Source organism: Hyphobacterium marinum (assembly GCF_036330325.1).
Lineage (GTDB): Bacteria > Pseudomonadota > Alphaproteobacteria > Caulobacterales > Maricaulaceae > Hyphobacterium > Hyphobacterium marinum.
This window is the reverse complement of sequence record NZ_JAZDRO010000001.1, coordinates 927,148-943,078: the sequence shown is the minus strand read 5'-3', so window position 1 is coordinate 943,078 and position 15,931 is coordinate 927,148. Positions and strand designations below refer to the sequence as shown.

Annotated in this window: 12 protein-coding genes; 5 read left to right on the top strand and 7 right to left on the bottom strand. The window is 64.5% G+C overall.

Annotated features, from left to right (window positions below; all coding sequences use genetic code 11):
• Nucleotides 1–53: 53 nt before the first annotated feature.
• Nucleotides 54–506: a hypothetical protein gene (locus V0U35_RS04445; protein ID WP_330195449.1), complete on the bottom strand. Its 453-nt coding sequence runs from the start codon at nt 504–506 to the stop codon at nt 54–56.
• A gap of 579 nt (nt 507–1,085) precedes the next feature.
• On the bottom strand, nt 1,086–3,278 hold the full coding sequence (locus V0U35_RS04440; RefSeq protein WP_330195448.1) for a 3-hydroxyacyl-CoA dehydrogenase NAD-binding domain-containing protein: 2,193 nt from the start codon (nt 3,276–3,278) through the stop codon (nt 1,086–1,088).
• Nucleotides 3,279–3,310: 32 nt separating this feature from the next.
• Here V0U35_RS04440 and V0U35_RS04435 point away from each other — a divergent pair, with 32 nt between their 5' ends.
• Nucleotides 3,311–3,598, top strand: coding sequence for a hypothetical protein (locus tag V0U35_RS04435; protein ID WP_330195447.1), 288 nt, complete (start codon nt 3,311–3,313; stop codon nt 3,596–3,598).
• Between the two features lies 1 nt (nt 3,599).
• Here V0U35_RS04435 and V0U35_RS04430 read toward each other — a convergent pair whose 3' ends face one another.
• From V0U35_RS04430 to V0U35_RS04410, 5 genes are all read right to left on the bottom strand, one after another.
• Nucleotides 3,600–3,842: a hypothetical protein gene (locus V0U35_RS04430; protein ID WP_330195446.1), complete on the bottom strand. Its 243-nt coding sequence runs from the start codon at nt 3,840–3,842 to the stop codon at nt 3,600–3,602.
• A 126-nt stretch (nt 3,843–3,968) separates the two neighbouring features.
• Nucleotides 3,969–5,177: an acetyl-CoA C-acetyltransferase gene (locus tag V0U35_RS04425; protein WP_330195445.1), complete on the bottom strand. Its 1,209-nt coding sequence runs from the start codon at nt 5,175–5,177 to the stop codon at nt 3,969–3,971.
• Between the two features lie 102 nt (nt 5,178–5,279).
• Complete coding sequence (locus V0U35_RS04420; RefSeq protein WP_330195444.1) at nt 5,280–6,446, bottom strand: acyl-CoA dehydrogenase family protein; 1,167 nt, start codon at nt 6,444–6,446, stop codon at nt 5,280–5,282.
• Nucleotides 6,446–8,221, bottom strand: coding sequence for an acyl-CoA dehydrogenase C-terminal domain-containing protein (locus tag V0U35_RS04415; RefSeq protein ID WP_330195443.1), 1,776 nt, complete (start codon nt 8,219–8,221; stop codon nt 6,446–6,448). Before V0U35_RS04415 ends, V0U35_RS04420 begins: the two co-directional genes overlap by 1 nt.
• Nucleotides 8,222–8,254: 33 nt before the next feature.
• Entirely contained in the window at nt 8,255–8,743 is a 489-nt protein-coding gene (locus tag V0U35_RS04410; protein ID WP_330195442.1) for a MerR family transcriptional regulator, read from the bottom strand.
• A gap of 180 nt (nt 8,744–8,923) precedes the next feature.
• Between V0U35_RS04410 and V0U35_RS04405 the strand changes: the two genes are divergently transcribed.
• The 4 genes from V0U35_RS04405 to V0U35_RS04390 all read left to right on the top strand — a co-directional run bounded on the left by V0U35_RS04405 (nt 8,924) and on the right by V0U35_RS04390 (nt 15,929).
• Nucleotides 8,924–10,780 (top strand): hypothetical protein, encoded by a 1,857-nt coding sequence (locus tag V0U35_RS04405; protein WP_330195441.1) that lies wholly within the window; start codon nt 8,924–8,926, stop codon nt 10,778–10,780.
• Nucleotides 10,781–11,001: 221 nt separating this feature from the next.
• On the top strand, nt 11,002–14,199 hold the full coding sequence (locus tag V0U35_RS04400; RefSeq protein WP_330195440.1) for a peptidoglycan-binding protein: 3,198 nt from the start codon (nt 11,002–11,004) through the stop codon (nt 14,197–14,199).
• Nucleotides 14,200–14,211: 12 nt separating this feature from the next.
• The gene (locus V0U35_RS04395) at nt 14,212–15,144 is read left to right on the top strand and encodes a sulfite exporter TauE/SafE family protein (RefSeq protein ID WP_330195439.1); all 933 of its coding nucleotides are present in this window, start codon (nt 14,212–14,214) and stop codon (nt 15,142–15,144) included.
• Nucleotides 15,141–15,929 (top strand): TIGR02186 family protein, encoded by a 789-nt coding sequence (locus V0U35_RS04390; protein WP_330195438.1) that lies wholly within the window; start codon nt 15,141–15,143, stop codon nt 15,927–15,929. The genes V0U35_RS04395 and V0U35_RS04390 overlap by 4 nt, the downstream gene beginning before the upstream one ends.
• Nucleotides 15,930–15,931 lie beyond the last annotated feature (2 nt).

Below are 15,931 nucleotides of genomic sequence, written 5' to 3'. Positions count from 1 at the left end.
TAGCATCAGGAGGGGGCATTAGTGCTCACATTCGTGTCAGGTGACCGAACCGGTCAGGACGATTTTTTCTTGTCCTTGTCCTTGATGTTGGACGGGGTCGCCGTGCCGGGCGAATACGAAGCAGGGTCAGACGCCGGGAAGGTTTCCTTCAGCGCCTCTTCGACATCTTCATTGTCGTGATCCTCGGGCGCGGGATCGTCATATTTCGATTTTTCCCGCTTCTTGCCGATCGTCTCTTTCATCGCCGCCTCCGTTTCCGTATCCGAATTCTCACCGGCCATTTCCGCACCTTCACCAGCCGCTGTCTGGCGGTCACGGGCCGCAGTCTCGACAGCCTCGCCGAACAGTTCGCCCTGGTGAATCGCCTCGTCGACCGGCACGAAGCCGAGGCCGCGATCAGGACGCGACTGGTCACGGCGCGACGCGTATTTTTCCGGGTCGTAAGCCTCGGACTCGTCAGTCTCCGGCGGCGCGTCGGGAATGTGGTGCTTCTGTTGGCGGTCCATGGCGGGTCCTCCTGTGCAGGGCAACGGCCCTATTGGGAGGAGAACGCGTCAGGGTGTGCGGATGTTCCCGTAGGTATGCGCCCCCCTCTCCTCTCCCTTGATGGGAGAGGTGTCCGCGAAGCGGACGGAGAGGGTGGGAAGCGCATACGCGTGGAGTGACCCACCCCTTCTGTCTGACGCGTTCGCGTCAGCCAGCTTCCCCCTCCAGGGGAAGGAGGGCAGTTCGCACTTCAATTCAGTTTTCCCGGCGGACGCCGGGATCCAGAAACAAGCTGGACCCCGACTTTCGTCGGGGAAACTCGCTCTTCTGATTTGATAAACTTCTGTCCCGGCCACCGTGCCGGGACCAACTGCGGCTTCAGGAAGAATAGCTACGGTGCCGCGGTCATAGAGCGTCACCGCGAGTTCCAGGTCCTGCACAAACCGGCAGGCCCCGGCACGGTGGCCGGGGCAGAGATCCGTTTCTGAAGTTTCCCACGACGCTCCCCGGTTTGGCGACGCCAAGACCGGGGTCCAGACAGAGAATCTTGTGTCTCGGACATCGGTCTTTGACCGATTCCGGGAAGCGTCAGAGATGGGCTATGCCGCCTTGGTTTCTCCGCCGAAACGGCCATAGAAGGTCTCGCCTTTCGACGCCATGTCACGCAGGAGCGCGGGCACTTCGAACGGCTTGCCAAAGTCGGCGGCAAGCTGGTCGGCGCGAGCGACGAATTTCTTCGCCCCGATCGTGTCGATGTAGGAAAGCACCCCACCGGTATAGGGCGCAAAACCCCAGGCGAGGATCGAGCCGACATCGGCTTCGCGCGGGTCCTTCACGACGCCCTCTTCCATCGTGCGGGCCGCCTCGATGGCCTGGGCGAAGAGGATACGCTCCTTGATCAGCTGCACGCTCGGCTGGTCTTCCAGAACGCCGTCGAGTGCGAACTGGTCGAGCTCCGGCCACAGGGATTTCTCCCGGCCTTCGCCGTAATCGTAGAAGCCCTTCTTGGTCTTCTGGCCATAGCGGCCGAGCTCGTACATCGTGTCGATGATCGGGTCGGATTTCGACGGCACATAGGCGTCGCCGAGATCCTTCTTGGTCTGTTGCTGGATTTTCCACCCCAGATCGATGGCGGTCATGTCCATCAGCTCCATCGGGCCCATCGGCATGCCGGCCATGCGCGCGCCATTCTCGATGAGGGCGGGGGCATAGCCCTCCGACAGCATCGCCATGCCCTGCTCGGCAAAGCGCATCACGCAGCGATTGCAATAGAAGCCGCGCGTGTCCGACACGATGATCGGCGTCTTCTTGATCTTGGTGACAAAATCGACGGCGCGCGACAGGGCGCGGTCACCTGTCTTCTCACCGTGGATGATTTCGACCAGCATCATCTTCTCGACCGGCGAGAAGAAGTGGATGCCGACAAACTGTTCCGGCCGCGAGGAGGCTTCGGCCAGCGAGGTGATCGGAATGGTTGAGGTGTTCGACCCGAAGATGGCGTCCTCGGGCATGTGCTCTTCGGCCATCTTCGTGATCTTGTGCTTGAGTTCGGAATTCTCGAACACGGCCTCAACGACCAGATCGACGTCTTTCAGGAGGCTGTAATCGGCTGTCGGCGTGATCAGGTCAGCCAGCTTGGTGGCTTTCTCTTCACTCAGCTTTCCGCGCTTCACCCCCTTGGCGAAATAGTCGACCGCGTGCTGCTTGCCCTTGTCGGCTCCGGCCTGGTCGACATCGATCAGCACGACCTCGATCCCGGCCTGCGCCGAGACGGTCGCAATGCCCGCGCCCATGAAGCCGGCACCGATGACGGCGATGCGTTTGACGTCCTCGCCCTTTTGGCCGGCAGGGCGACCCTGACCCTTGTCGAGCGCCTGTTTCGACAGGAAGATCGAGCGGATCATGTTTCGGCTTTCGGGCCGCATCAGCAGCTTGGTGAAATACCGGCTCTCGATCCTGAGGCCCGCGTCGATCGGCACCTGCAGACCCTCATAGACGCAGGACAGGATGTAGCGCTGGGCCGGGTAATTCCCGTAGGTTTCCTTCCTGAGCATCGGGCTCGCGGCACCAAAGACCTGCATACCGCCGGGCGAATAGACCGCACCGCCGGGGATGCGGAACTTGTCCTGGTCCCAGGGCTGTTTCGCGCCCATTGGATCGGCTTTCACCAGCTCTTTCGCCTTGGTGACGATCTGGTCGAGCGGAGCAACCTCGTGGATCGCGCCCTGCATCTTGGCGGTTGCGCCATCGAGCTGCTTGCCCTGCAGCATGACCGGCGCGGCATTCATCACGCCAATGAGGCGCGGCAGGCGCTGCGTCCCTCCGCCGCCCGGCAGCACGCCGACCATGGCTTCCGGCAGGCCCAGCTTGGCTTTCGGATGGTCGGCCATGACGCGGTAGTGACAGGCGAGCGTGACCTCGAACCCGCCACCCAGCGCGATACCATTGATCGCCGCCGCGACGGGCTTGCCGCAGGTTTCCAGCGCCCGCAGCGTCGCGTTGAGGCGGAAGGCGATGTCGAACAGTTTCTGCTTGGCTTCGTCTTCGGGAAGGCTGGCGAGATCGGCCATGCCGCCGCCCAGTTCTGAAAGGTCCGCCCCGGCGCAGAAACTGCCCTGCTTGCCCGAGGTGATGACCGCGCCCTTGATGGCGTCGTCGGATGAAATCTTCGTCGTGATTTCGGACAGCTCGTCCATCACCTCGCCGGAGAGGACATTCATCGACCGGCCCGGGCTGTCGAAGGTGACCAGCGCAATGCCGTCGGAATCGGTTTCAAGCGTGAAGTGTTTCATGGTCATATGTCCTGTTTCAGGAGGAAATCGGGATGACGAAATTCGAGTGCCCGGTCATTTCCGGAGCCGCGTATAGCACCCGGCGTGTAGGGTCCGCGCCTGATGCCGTCCGCTTCCGGATCGAGGTTCGTGATTGGGATGGCAGCGATGCTGCGGCATGTGGTGTGTGGATCGAAGATGACGGTGACGTGCTTGTTGACCGCGACATATTTGGCGAAGATCCACTACAGGCGCTCGAGCTTGCGATGGTGCTGTTGCGCCGGCTGGCGGCCATGTTCGAGCCGGATGAGGAATATGTGGCGTACATAAAGGGCATGTGACTCAGGATCCGCCTTCCCCTGTATCCGTATCTCTATCACCTCGATTGTTCTTCTGAGCATTCATGGCGAGGCCAAAGGCCGGCGCAAGCGCGACGCCAATCGCGATGCCCATACCAATACCAAGGGCGAGATTGTCGAGCGCCACACCGACGCCGACACCGATGGCAATCCCGGTGCCGATTCCGATGGGGAGGCCGGCCGCCATATTCATTTGCGGGGCAGGTTTCTGTTCGTCGTCGCTCATATCTGCCTTCCTTTATCCTTCGAGGCTCTCCCGGACTTGTGTCCGGGCTCGCACCTCAGGATGAGGGGTGTTTTTGCGTCCTCACCCTGAGGTGCCGCAAAGCGGCCCCGAAGGGCGAGGACAAGATCACACCCGCTCGATGATTGTGGCCGTCCCCATACCGCCGCCGACGCAGAGCGTGGCGAGACCGGTACTCTTGCCGGTGCGTTCGAGTTCATCCAGCAGCGTGCCGAGGATGATCGCGCCGGTTGCGCCGAGCGGATGGCCCATGGCGATGGCTCCGCCATTGACGTTGGTCTTGTCGTGCGGGACGCCGAGATCATCCATGAAGCGCAGCACCACGGCGGCGAAGGCCTCGTTCATCTCGTAGAGGTCGATATCGCCCGCGGACATGCCGGCTTTTTCCAGCGCCTTGCGCGCGCTCGGGGCCGGGCCGGTCAGCATGATGGTCGGTTCCGACCCAATCGAGGCCATCGACCGGATGCGGGCGCGGGGTTTGAGGCCCAGCTTCTCGCCCATCTCCTTGGAACCGATCAGCACCGCCGAGGCTCCGTCGACGATACCGGAGGAATTGCCAGCATGGTGGACGAAATTGATCTTCTCCACTTCAGGGTATTTCTGGATCGCCACCGCGTCGAAACCAACAAAGGCCGAGAGGTCCTTGAAGGCCGGGTTCAGCGAAGCCAGCGACTGCATGTCGGTGTCCGGCCGCATCAGCTCGTCATGGGTGAGCTGGTCGAGACCGAGCTGGTTCTTGACCGCCACGACCGACTTCTTGAATCGACCCTCCTCCCAGGCTTTCGCCGCGCGCTTCTGGCTTTCCACCGCATAGGCGTCCACATCGTCGCGCGAATAGCCGTACTTGGTCGCGATCAGATCCGCGCCCACGCCCTGCGGCACAAAGTAGTGGTCAAAGCCCATTTCCGGGTCGGCGACCATCGCCCCGCCATCGGAGCCCATCGGCACCCGGCTCATCGATTCCACGCCGCCGCCGATCGCCATGCCGGCCTCACCGGTCATCACCTTGGCCGCCGCGATATTGCACGCTTCCAGGCCCGACGCGCAGAAGCGGTTGACCTGGAAGCCGGCTGTGCTTTCCGCGTAGTTGGCGTTGATCACCGCCGCGCGGGCGATATCGGCCCCCTGCTCGCCCACCGGCGACACGCAGCCCAGCACCACATCGTCGATATGGGCGGTGTCGATGCCGTTCCGGTCGCGGATGGCCTCAAGCTGCTGGGTGGCAAGCTGAAGCGCGGTGATCTCGTGCAGAGAGCCGTTCTTCTTGCCCTTCCCGCGCGGGGTGCGCACGGCATCATAGATATAGGCGTCGGTCATGTGGAGGTGCTCCCGTTCAATACGGTTTTCCTCCCCCGTTCACGGGGGAGGTGTCCCGGACCCCGCGCAGCGGCGGTTTCGGGACGGAGGGGGGACAAAACATCAAAGCGTCCGGGCGATGAGCAGTTTCATGATCTCGTTCGTGCCGCCATAGATGCGCTGGACGCGGCTGTCGCGCCACATGCGGGCGATGGGATACTCGTTCATGAAGCCATAGCCGCCATGCAGCTGGACGCATTCATCGACCAGCATGCACTGGATATCCGAGACCCAGTATTTCGCCATCGAGGCCGTGCCCGCGTCGAGCTCGCCCTTGATGAGCAGGTCGGAACAGTGCTGGACGAACACTTCTGCGATGGTGGCCTGGGTCTTCAGCTCCGCCAGTTTGAACTGGGTATTCTGGAATCCGATGATCGGCTTGCCGAAGGCGTGGCGCTCTTTCACGTAGGCGATGGTTTCGGCGAGCGCGCGTTTCATCATGCCGACACCCTGCACGGCGATCTGCAGGCGTTCCTGAGGCAATTGCTGCATCAGCTGGATAAAGCCCTGGCCCTCTTCGGGACCCAGCAGCGCATCAGCCGGGACGAACATGTCGTCGAAGAAAAGCTCGGCCGTGTCCTGGCCTTTCAGGCCCACCTTGTCGAGCAGCTTGCCGCGCCGGAAGCCTTCCAGCCCGTCAGTCTCGATACAGAAGAGCGACACGCCCTTGTGGCCGGCGTCGGGGTCGGTCTTGGCCACGACAATGATGAAATTCGCCGTGCCGCCATTGGTGATGAAGGTCTTCGACCCGTTGATGCGGTAGCCATTGCCGTCGCGCTTTGCGGTGGTCTTGGTGCCCTGCAGGTCTGAGCCGGCGGCAGGCTCGGACATGGCAATTGCCCCGACATACTCGCCCGACACCATTTTCGGCAGCCATTTCTTCTTCTGCTCTTCCGAGCCATAGTGCCAGATATAGGGCGCGACGATGGAGTTGTGCAGCGACGCACCCCAGCCATCAACGCCCATTTCCGCGACCGCCATGTGGAAGGCGTAATCGTGACGCCAGTCACCACCCGCACCGCCATATTCCTCCGGGCAGGCCGGGACGAGAATTCCGGCATCACCGGCCTTGTTCCAGACCTCGCGGTCGACCATGCCGGACTTTTCCCAGCGGTCACCGTGCGGCTTGCATTCCTTTTCGATGAAGCCACGCACCGCGTGGTCGAACATGTTCACGTCTTCCTGGTCGAGCCAAGCCGGTTTGGGAACATTGAGAGGATCAACCTGCATCACATCGCCTCCGCGTCGAGCGCCATCATGGAATCGGCACCGGCCTTCATCTTGGCCAGGTGCATCGGGCCTTCCGGTACCCAGCGGTCGAGGAAGTAGCGGCCGGTGGCCAGCTTGTTGTCGTAGAACGCTTCGCCCGCTTTCGGTGCGGCGGTCTTGGCCATCAGCGTCCACATCAGAGTGAGGCAGGTCAGTCCGAAAAGCTGGAGATAGTCATGGCTCGCCGCGCCGGCATGATCGAAATTCTTCAGCCCGTTCTCGACCAGCCAGTCGGTGCCTTCCTTCAGCTGTGCCTTGGTCGCGGCCAGCGCCTCGAGATAGGGCTTCACCGCATCGGGCCCGCCTTCGGCGACCAGCGCGTCGATCTCGGCAAAGAAGGTGGAGATCGGGCGCATCCCGTTCATCGCCAGCTTGCGGCCGACGAGGTCGAGCGCCTGAATACCGTTTGTGCCTTCGTAGATGAGGGTAATGCGGGCATCGCGCAGGAACTGGCTCATCCCCCATTCCTCGACATAGCCCGACCCGCCGAACACCTGCAGCCCGTTGGAGACCGAGAGGAAACCCTTGTCGGTCAGATAGGCTTTCACGATGGGGGTCAGCAGCGCCATGTAGTCGCCGGCCCGTTCGCGCGTCGCGGCATCGTCTGATTTGTGTTCGAGATCGCCCTGCAGCGCGGTCCAGGAGACGAAGCAGCGCGCCGCTTCGATGAAGCTCTTCTGGTCCATCAGCATGCGGCGCACGTCCGGATGGACGATGATCGGGTCGGCCGGACCATTGGGGTTTTTCGGTCCCGTCAGGGCGCGGCCCTGCAGCCGGTCTTTCGCGAACGCCAGCGAGTTCTGATAGGCGACTTCAGCCACGGCCAGGCCCTGCAGGCCGACACCGAGCCGGGCCTCGTTCATCATCACGAACATGACCTTGAGGCCCTTGTTCTCCTCGCCGACGAGCCAGCCCTTCGCGCCGTCATAATTCATGACGCAGGTGGCATTGCCGTGAATGCCCATCTTCTCTTCCAGCCCGCCGCACTGGAGCGTGTTGCGCTCGCCCGGATTGCCATCGTCATCGAGAATGTATTTTGGCACCACGAAGAGCGAGATGCCCTTCACGCCGTCCGGCGCGCCCTCGATCCGGGCCAGCACCAGGTGAATGATATTGCCAGAGAGGTCGTGCTCGCCGGACGAGATCCAGATCTTCTGACCGGTAATGGCGTAGGAACCGTCGCCATTCGGGACCGCCTTGGTACGCAAAAGACCGAGGTCCGTGCCGCAATGCGGCTCGGTCAAATTCATCGTCCCGGTCCACTCGCCGGTGATCATTTTCGGCAGATAGGTGTTCTTCTGTTCTTCCGATCCGCCTGCAAGCAGGGCCTGCGTCGCGCCGCCGGTCAGGCCCGGATACATGGCGAACGCCATGTTGGCCGCTGACGTCATCTCGCCAACGGCGAGACCGAGCGTATGCGGCAGGCCCTGACCCCCATATTCGGGATCGTGGGAGAGGCCCATCCAGCCGCCTTCGGCGAATTGCTGGTAGGCGTCCTTGAACCCGTCCGGCGTCTTGACCGAGCCATCATCGCTGCGCGTGCAGCCCTGCTCGTCGCCAATGCGATTGAGCGGAGCCAGCACGTTTTCCGCGATCTTCGCACCCTCTTCCAGGATGGCGTCGACCACGTCCGGGCTCGCTTCGGAAAAACCCGGCAGGCTTTCGTACTGCGACAGGTTCAGCACTTCGTGAAGCAGGAATTTGTAGTCGCGGGTCGGGGCGGAATAGCTCGGCATGGCGGGGCTCCGTTCTCGGGAAAGGCGTTCAGGTCAGGCGGTTTCCGGGGCAGCCCCGGTCCAGGGATTCATGCGGGCGGCCGCCAGTGCCTCAAAGGCGCGGGCGCGATGCTTGATGTCGTCGCTCGGTTCGCGGTCGGCGAGATGCTCTTCCATCCACTGGCACCCGCCTTCGAGCTCGGCGATGGCCGCCTCGATGTCTTCACGCTGGAGCTGCAACGCCTCGATCCGCTTGCGGAAGCGGGCGAGCGTCTGTTCGAGCGCGTGCGTGTCGCGGCTGGTAATGGCTTCCAGCTCGAGCATCTCGCGAATCTCATCGAGCGAAAATCCGACCCGCTTGCCGCGCAAAATCACCAGCAGGCGTGCCCGGTCGGCCGCGGAATAGATGCGGGCCGCGCCACGCCGCTTCGGCGCGAGGAGGCCTTTCTGCTCGTAGAAGCGCAGCGTGCGCGCCGTAACATCGAACTCGGCGGCGAGGTCGCGGATGGTGAATTCAGCGTCGGGCGGAACCGGCTTGATCATGCTCCCAGCGTGAATAATCTTTACGCGAACGTCAACGTAAATTTTATGACGCGGCGCTGATTTTCTCGCCATTCCTGTGGAAAACAGGAGTTGACGCCGGGCCATCAGCCGCCCTTCCTTCGCCTCAATCGGCTGTTCAATGGCCGCCCGAACCCGATCACTCAGCCAGCGAGCCCTCCCATGCGTCTATTGACCGGACTGATCGCCGCCCTCGCTCTGGCCGCCCAGGCCGGAGCCATACCGGGCGTCACCATCCCCTTCCCCGATGAGGCTGAGGATGTGGCGGACGATAGCGGCGAAGATGCCACCGAAAGCGGCGAAACTGACGAGAGCGGGGAAGGCGCCTCGGCCGACGGTGACGGACAAGAGACCGCCGACGTTGCTGTTGAGCAGACGCGGATTGCCACGCCCGAGATTCTTGCCGGTCCGCACCTGACGGCTGCGGAATACCCGGCGCGCGAGATCGAGGACGGCCAGGTCGCCCGCCTCATTTGGTCAGTCCGCCGCGAGGAAATGGACGGCACGGATATCGACGGCGAGTCCGAGCGCGTCGTGACGCTGGGGCCGGACTTCGCGTTTGATCCCGGTGGCGACGCGCCGATCCTCTACGACTTCGCACATAACCGCCGCATCGCGCTCGACCTCGAAGCCCGCACGATGCGCAATGAATCCTTCTACGGCGAGATCCGCCAGCGGCTCGACACCTATTTCGGCCTGTCGCAGGGCGGCACGCTTGACGACATTCCCTTTGGCCCTGAGCAGAGTTTCGACCGCTTCTGGCTGGAAGCGGCCATGGGGCTGCGCCGCACACCGGTGACGCTTTCCCGCGAAACGTCGAATGGCATGGAACGGGTGAGCCGCGACGGCGTGGTGGTCTTCGCCTTCGTGACGCCGGACGCCGCCGAGGCGGCCGAAGACGCCGCCAGCGAGGTCGTCCTCGAACTGGAGCCTGCTGGCGACGCCGAATCCGGGACGGATGGCGATGACACTCCGGAAGCGGAGGACGATCCCTTGCTCGACTTGCTGCGCGGTGATGACAGCGAGGAAGACACAGACGCGGACACGGAAACAACCGAGACCGCCGCGGTCGACGACACCGATATGCCCGGCCCCGTTTCGGCCACGACCGACACCCCCGAAGCGGCGGCGCTGGAGGCCCACATGCCGGTCTTCCGCCGCTGGATGCGTCATGCCCTGCCGCTGCATCCCGACGCCTTGAGCGCCATGGACGGGCTGGACACCATCCCGGCCCGGTTCGAGCTGGTCGTCGTCAGCCCGGCCAGCCCGGACGGCCGCCGGGAAATCTGGACCCTCGAACGGATCGAGGACGCACCGGCCACCTTCCCGCTCCCTGAGGATCTTTCTGCCGAATTCGGCGGCCGGGCGGTCATCACCGCGCGCGTCGTGCCTGCCTTCGAACAGGCCCTCGCCAGCGCCGATACCGATCACACCGCGGCCATCGTCGCCGAGGCCGAAGCCTATCTTGATGCTGGCAACTACCCGGCCGCCTATCTCGCCGCTTATCAGGAAAGCGCGCATTCCACGGCCTGTTCGCCCCAGACGACCGAACGCCCCAGCTGCGCCATCGCCAGCCGGATCGTCTCGGCAGGCCTGGGCAATGCGGAGTTCGAAGGCTTTTTCGACGGCATCGCCGCCATCGCGACCAGCCGTCATGCGGCCGCCTATGAAGGTGTCGCGCCCTATCTCGACATGGGCGGCTATGCGGGTGCAGCCGCCAACATCATCGCGGCAAACGAAGTCATCGCCTGGACCGCCAGCGGCGGCGAACCGCCCGAGGACGCGGACCCCTTCGCCATGCTGGCCACCGCCCTGGAGAATGATCCGGCGGCCCCGGCGGCCTACTGGCACCTGGGCCAACTCCTGCTGACGACAGGGGACCGCCGGGCGGCCTGGTCACTCTTCGACCTGGGGCGCGTGATCGACGAAGACCCGTTCCAGCCGCTGCTGGCCCAGACCTACATTCTGGAAGACCGGCTGAGAGGGTTGGCTCCGGATTTTTTCCTGCCGCTCGACTAGGGACTAATCCCCGGTAGAAAACGGCTTTTTCCGGCGTGTGGCGCACATGCTTTACCACACGTTAACCGGAGCAGCCGTCATTAACCGATGTGACAGACGCGGCAGCCGCATCCTTTCGGCGCGCAATCCTGTGGAAACACAAGATATAGCGTCCGGGCGGCTGGTTTACACTAAATTAACCGCTCGATACGGTCTGTCCAAAGGCGGGGAGTGTGATTCGTATGTCGTCGGGGGCACCGTGGAGCGTGAAGGGAATTGATCCCCGCGCCCGCTCGCGCGCCAAATCGGCGGCACGGCGCGAGGGGATGACGCTTGGCGAGTGGCTGAACCGCGTCATTCTTGACGATGGCAGCCCCGAAGCCGACCCCGACAATCCCCGCTGGGAACGCAATCTGGAAGGCTTCCCGGGCTTTGGACATACCGCGCAAGACCCCGGCGAAGATGCCTTGCGCGGCATGGTCGAACGTTTGACCGAACGCATCGAGTCCTCTGAAGAGAAATCCACGTCCACGCTCATGAATGTCGGCCAGTCCGTCGCCGCCCTCGCCCGGCGGCTGGAGTCGACCTCCGGACGGTTCTCTAACGAAACCCAGGAAACCCGCGCCGCGATCGAGCGCGCGCAGAAGTCCGCCGAGACGCTGGCCCAGCGCGTCAAATCCCTCGAAGAAGCCGAGGGTGCGATGTCGCCCGAAACGGTAAAGGCCTTCGAGACCGCTTTTGGAAAGCTTGCGTCCCGACTCTACCAGACCGAGACCGAGACCGGCCTGCGGCTCGACGAAACCGAAGGGCTGGCCCGCAAGGCCGCCGAAGCCGCCGAAAGCGCGACGAAGACGCTGACACAGCGTCTGGCCGAGATCGAACACCGCACGGCATCGGTGGGGCAGGATGCCCAGCGAACCGCTGACCGTGACCGCAAGACCGGCGAAGCGCTTTATGGCCTGCATGGCGCGCTGGAACGGCTGCGCCGCCGCGTCGATGCTGCTGAAAACCTGACCAACGATGCCGCCGGCGCGCTCGACGAAGCCATGGCGCGGCTCGACACGCGCCTGCGCCAGCTCGAGGCCCGCGCCCTGACCAATAGCGGCGGGGATTTCGACCGCCGCTTCGACGAGCTTTCAAATGATTTGGCGCGCATCGTCGCCGACACCCGCGCCCAGTTCGCCCGGGAGCTGGAATCCGTCGCCTCAGAATCCCGCGTCGAACGGCTGGAAAAAGCGCTGCAATCTGCCGAGCGCCGCCTCGCCGGTGCAGAAACCGGCCATTCGGAATCGCTGTCCCGGATCGGCATGGAAATCACGCGCCTCGCCCGCGTGATGGATGACCGTTTCGCCGAGCTGGAACGCAAGACCGGCGAATCCGCCCGGGATGCCCGAGCCGAACGGGACATGGACCGCCGGCTCGATCAGGTCCGTGAAGAGAACCGCTCGTCGGTCAAGCGCATCGGCGAGGAAGTCGCCCGCCTCGGCCAGTCGCTCGCTGATCGCGTCAGCCAGGCCGAGAACAGAAGCGCGGAGGCTGTCGAAGCCGCCAGCCAGCGCATGGCCGCGGCCGTGGAACAACTCAAGGCCCAGCCCGCGCGCGAGGACGACCTCGCTGAACGCCTGCGCCAGTCCGAGGAACGCACCGCGCAACGCATCGAAGCCGCCCTTTCCGGTGTCCAGGAGCGGCTCAGCGCGGCGCGCGCCGAAACCGAGGAAGCGCTGTCCCCCGTCCAGCGCGCGATGAACGCGCTCGCCGACCGGCTCGAAGCGATCGAAACCCGGAACGCGCCCGAAGCCGCTTCGCCGAAGGCGGCCGAGACCCCGGCCCCGGCACCCGTCGAAGACCTGCCGGACTTCGACACCCCGCTGCAACCACCGCCGGAAGCCGAAACGCCGGTCGGGTTTGATATCGAGGACGAGGACGACGATCCCTTCATCGTGTCCGAGAGCGCGGCACCGGCGAGTGAGCATCCCCGGGCCGAATTGTCCCAGCCGCGTCAGCCGCAGCCCCGCCAGCCACAGGCGCGCGCTCAAGCCGTTCGCGATGAACAGATCCAGCCGGTCGCTGAAGCCCGCGCCCAGTATCGCCGCCCGCAGGCCGAACAACAGCGCCCCTCCGCCCGCATTGGCGCAACGGCGGACGCGGACTTCCTCGCCGAAGCGCGCCGCCGGGCAGGGTACGAGACCGGGCATCCAGCCTACGGCCAGCCAGCCGCCAGCGGCGGCAGGGGCCGCAATCTCGTCATCGCCATGAGCGTGCTCGGCTTCATTGCCATCGCTATGGCCGCCGGCGTCCTGATTTTTGACGGCATGTCGCGCAGTGGAGAACCGGCCGAAGCGATAGATGTCTCGGCCCTTGATCCGCTCTCCGGGCAGACCGCGCAAACCGGAGAGCCGGACACAACCCCGCCCGCAACGACCGGCACATCGTCACCAGACGCCGCCACAGATCCGGCATTGGCGGCCCCGGAAGAGATCAACGCCGGCGGGGCGGCCGACACCGCGCCGGCTCAGAGCGCCGACGCAAGTCCGGTGATCGAGACGCCACCGGCCGCCACGGCCGAGGATGCTCCGTCCAACCAGAGCGCCTCGCTGGACGTGCCGCCAGCACGCAGTGTGACAATGCAGGACGCGGCCGCAGCCGGTGATCCGGTCGCGCGCTACCTCCTGGGCATGGAGCGGCTCGCGTCGGGCGACGCGGAAGGCGCTGCCGTCCTGATCCGCCGCGCCGCCGAGCAAGGTGTCCCTGCCGCCCAATACCGCTATTCGAAACTCCTGGAACGCGGTGAAGGCGTTCCGGCCGATCTGGAAGCCGCGCGCCGTTTCACCCAGCAAGCCGCCGATGCCGGACACCGCCGCGCCATGCACAACCTGGGGATCATGTACGCGACCGGTTCGGGCGCGCCCCAGGACTATACCCAGGCCGCGCACTGGTTCGAGGAAGCCGCGCTGATGGGGCTCGGCGATTCCCAGTTCAATCTCGCGCTTCTGTTCGAACAGGGGCTGGGCGTCGAGCAAAGCCCGGGTGATGCCTATGCCTGGTATTCGATCGCGGCCGCAGGCGGCGATGACGGGTCACGGACACGTGCCCAGACCCTCGCGCCGACACTCGATCCGGCCACGCGGTCCCAGGCCGATGCCGTGGTGGCGAGCTTCACCCCGCGCCCGATGGATGCCGAGATCAACGGCGACTATGCTCCGCGCAACTGGACCGAAACCGCGGCCGCTGCGCCAGCCGGACCGCCCGTCAATCTCGTCCGCCGCGCCCAGAGCCTGCTGACCTCGCTCGGATACGACCCCGGACCGGTTGACGGCCAGCCGGGTCCTGCCACCCGCGAAGCCATTGTCGCCTTCCAGGAGTCCGAAGGCCTGTCCCCGAACGGACGGATCGACTCCGCACTGATCGACCGCCTCGAGCGTTCGACCCCCCGCCGCTGATCGGCGCGGGCGATGCAGATATATCTGCCCATCGCCGAAGTCTCCGTGAACCTCATCCTCCTCCTGGGGCTGGGGACATTCATCGGATTCCTCTCGGGCATGTTTGGTGTGGGCGGCGGCTTTCTGATGACGCCGCTCCTTATCTTCATCGGGATTCCGCCAGCGGTCGCCGTGCCAACGGTTGCCAACCAGGTGGTCGCGTCGTCTGCATCGGGGGCTATCGCGCACTGGCGGCGCAAGACCATCGACCTGAAAATGGGCTGGCTGCTGCTGGCCGGTGGTGCCGCCGGCTCTGTCGCCGGGGTCCAGCTGTTCGGTCTGTTGCGCAGCCTGGGACAGATCGATCTCATCATTTCGCTCTGCTATGTCGGTTTCCTGGGTGTCATCGGCGGGCTGATGTTCGTCGAAAGCGTCACGGCCATCCTGCGCAAGCGCCGCGGCGGGACGATCGCGAGACGGACCGCACACCGGAAACGCAACTGGATTGACGCCCTGCCCTTCAAGACACGTTTCCCCGCGTCGGGGCTCTACCTGTCGGTCATTCCGCCCATCGTCATCGGCTTCTTTGTCGGGACGCTGTCGGCCATCATGGGCGTGGGCGGTGGCTTCGTCATGGTGCCGGCAATGATCTATCTGCTGCGCATGCCAACCAGCGTGGTCGTCGGCACGTCCCTGTTCCAGATTCTCTTCGTGACCGCCCTGACCACTTTCCTGCAGGCAGCGCAAAACCAGACGGTCGACATCGTGCTCGCACTGTCTCTCATCGTCGGCGGCGTTGTCGGTGCCCAGCTCGGCGCGCGGGCGGGCCGCCGGATCAGCGCGGAAAACCTGCGCGCCATCCTGGCCGTGATGGTCGTCAGCGTCTGCCTGAAACTGGGTTGGGACCTGATCGCCACGCCCAGCGAGATGTTCGCCATCATGCCAAGCGGCGGGGCCGGGTCATGACCGGCCTGATCCCCTTTCTCGCCCTGATGCTGCAGGCGACGCCCGCCGCCGCGCAGGAGCCGGAGATCATGGCCGCCCTGACCCAGGAAACGGTTGAAATCCGTTCCGATTTCTCCGGTGCTGAACTCATCCTGTTCGGGGCCGCGCGCGGCGTCGAAGAGGGCGACGACATTGTCGTCGTGGTGCGGGGGCCGGCGAGCGATCTGCGCGTCATGCGCAAGGCACGCACCTTCGGGATCTGGATCAACCGCGCGCCCGTCCGCTTCGAGGACGTGCCGGGCTATTATGCCGTCGCCTCGACCCGCCCGCTGAGCGAACTCGGATCCTTTTCTGCGCTGAGGCGCAGCGGCATCGGGCTTGATCATCTGCGTCTGTCAGCGCCGGATACCGAGACGCGGGAAACCCGGTTCGGCGTGGAGGTCACCGTCAGCGCAATTGGCGAGGAAGTTGCCGAATACCGCGCCGCCATTGCCCGGACGCGGCGCACCGAAGGCCTGTTTGCCGAGACGGCGCAGGGCGTGGAAATCCTCGATGGCGGCCTGTTCCGGGCGGTGGTGAAACTGCCGCCGCGTACCCCTATCGGCGACTATGTTGCCGACGTTTATCTGTTCCGCGACGGGGTGGCAGTCGCCTCGCGCTCGGCGACTCTGGAAGTCCGCAAGGCCGGGATCGAGCGTCTGATCTATGACTTCGCCTACGAGAATTCGGTCCTCTACGGCCTCACCGCCGTCGCCCTCGCCCTCCTTTTCGGATGGGGCGCGGCGGCGGTGTTCAATAGGCGCTAGAA

Coding starts and splice junctions, on each gene's coding strand:
- V0U35_RS04445 (WP_330195449.1), bottom strand. CDS start 506: ATGGACCGCCAACAGAAGCACCACATTCCCGACGCGCCGCCGGAGACT.
- V0U35_RS04440 (WP_330195448.1), bottom strand. CDS start 3,278: ATGAAACACTTCACGCTTGAAACCGATTCCGACGGCATTGCGCTGGTC.
- V0U35_RS04435 (WP_330195447.1), top strand. CDS start 3,311: ATGACGAAATTCGAGTGCCCGGTCATTTCCGGAGCCGCGTATAGCACC.
- V0U35_RS04430 (WP_330195446.1), bottom strand. CDS start 3,842: ATGAGCGACGACGAACAGAAACCTGCCCCGCAAATGAATATGGCGGCC.
- V0U35_RS04425 (WP_330195445.1), bottom strand. CDS start 5,177: ATGACCGACGCCTATATCTATGATGCCGTGCGCACCCCGCGCGGGAAG.
- V0U35_RS04420 (WP_330195444.1), bottom strand. CDS start 6,446: ATGCAGGTTGATCCTCTCAATGTTCCCAAACCGGCTTGGCTCGACCAG.
- V0U35_RS04415 (WP_330195443.1), bottom strand. CDS start 8,221: ATGCCGAGCTATTCCGCCCCGACCCGCGACTACAAATTCCTGCTTCAC.
- V0U35_RS04410 (WP_330195442.1), bottom strand. CDS start 8,743: ATGATCAAGCCGGTTCCGCCCGACGCTGAATTCACCATCCGCGACCTC.
- V0U35_RS04405 (WP_330195441.1), top strand. CDS start 8,924: ATGCGTCTATTGACCGGACTGATCGCCGCCCTCGCTCTGGCCGCCCAG.
- V0U35_RS04400 (WP_330195440.1), top strand. CDS start 11,002: ATGTCGTCGGGGGCACCGTGGAGCGTGAAGGGAATTGATCCCCGCGCC.
- V0U35_RS04395 (WP_330195439.1), top strand. CDS start 14,212: ATGCAGATATATCTGCCCATCGCCGAAGTCTCCGTGAACCTCATCCTC.
- V0U35_RS04390 (WP_330195438.1), top strand. CDS start 15,141: ATGACCGGCCTGATCCCCTTTCTCGCCCTGATGCTGCAGGCGACGCCC.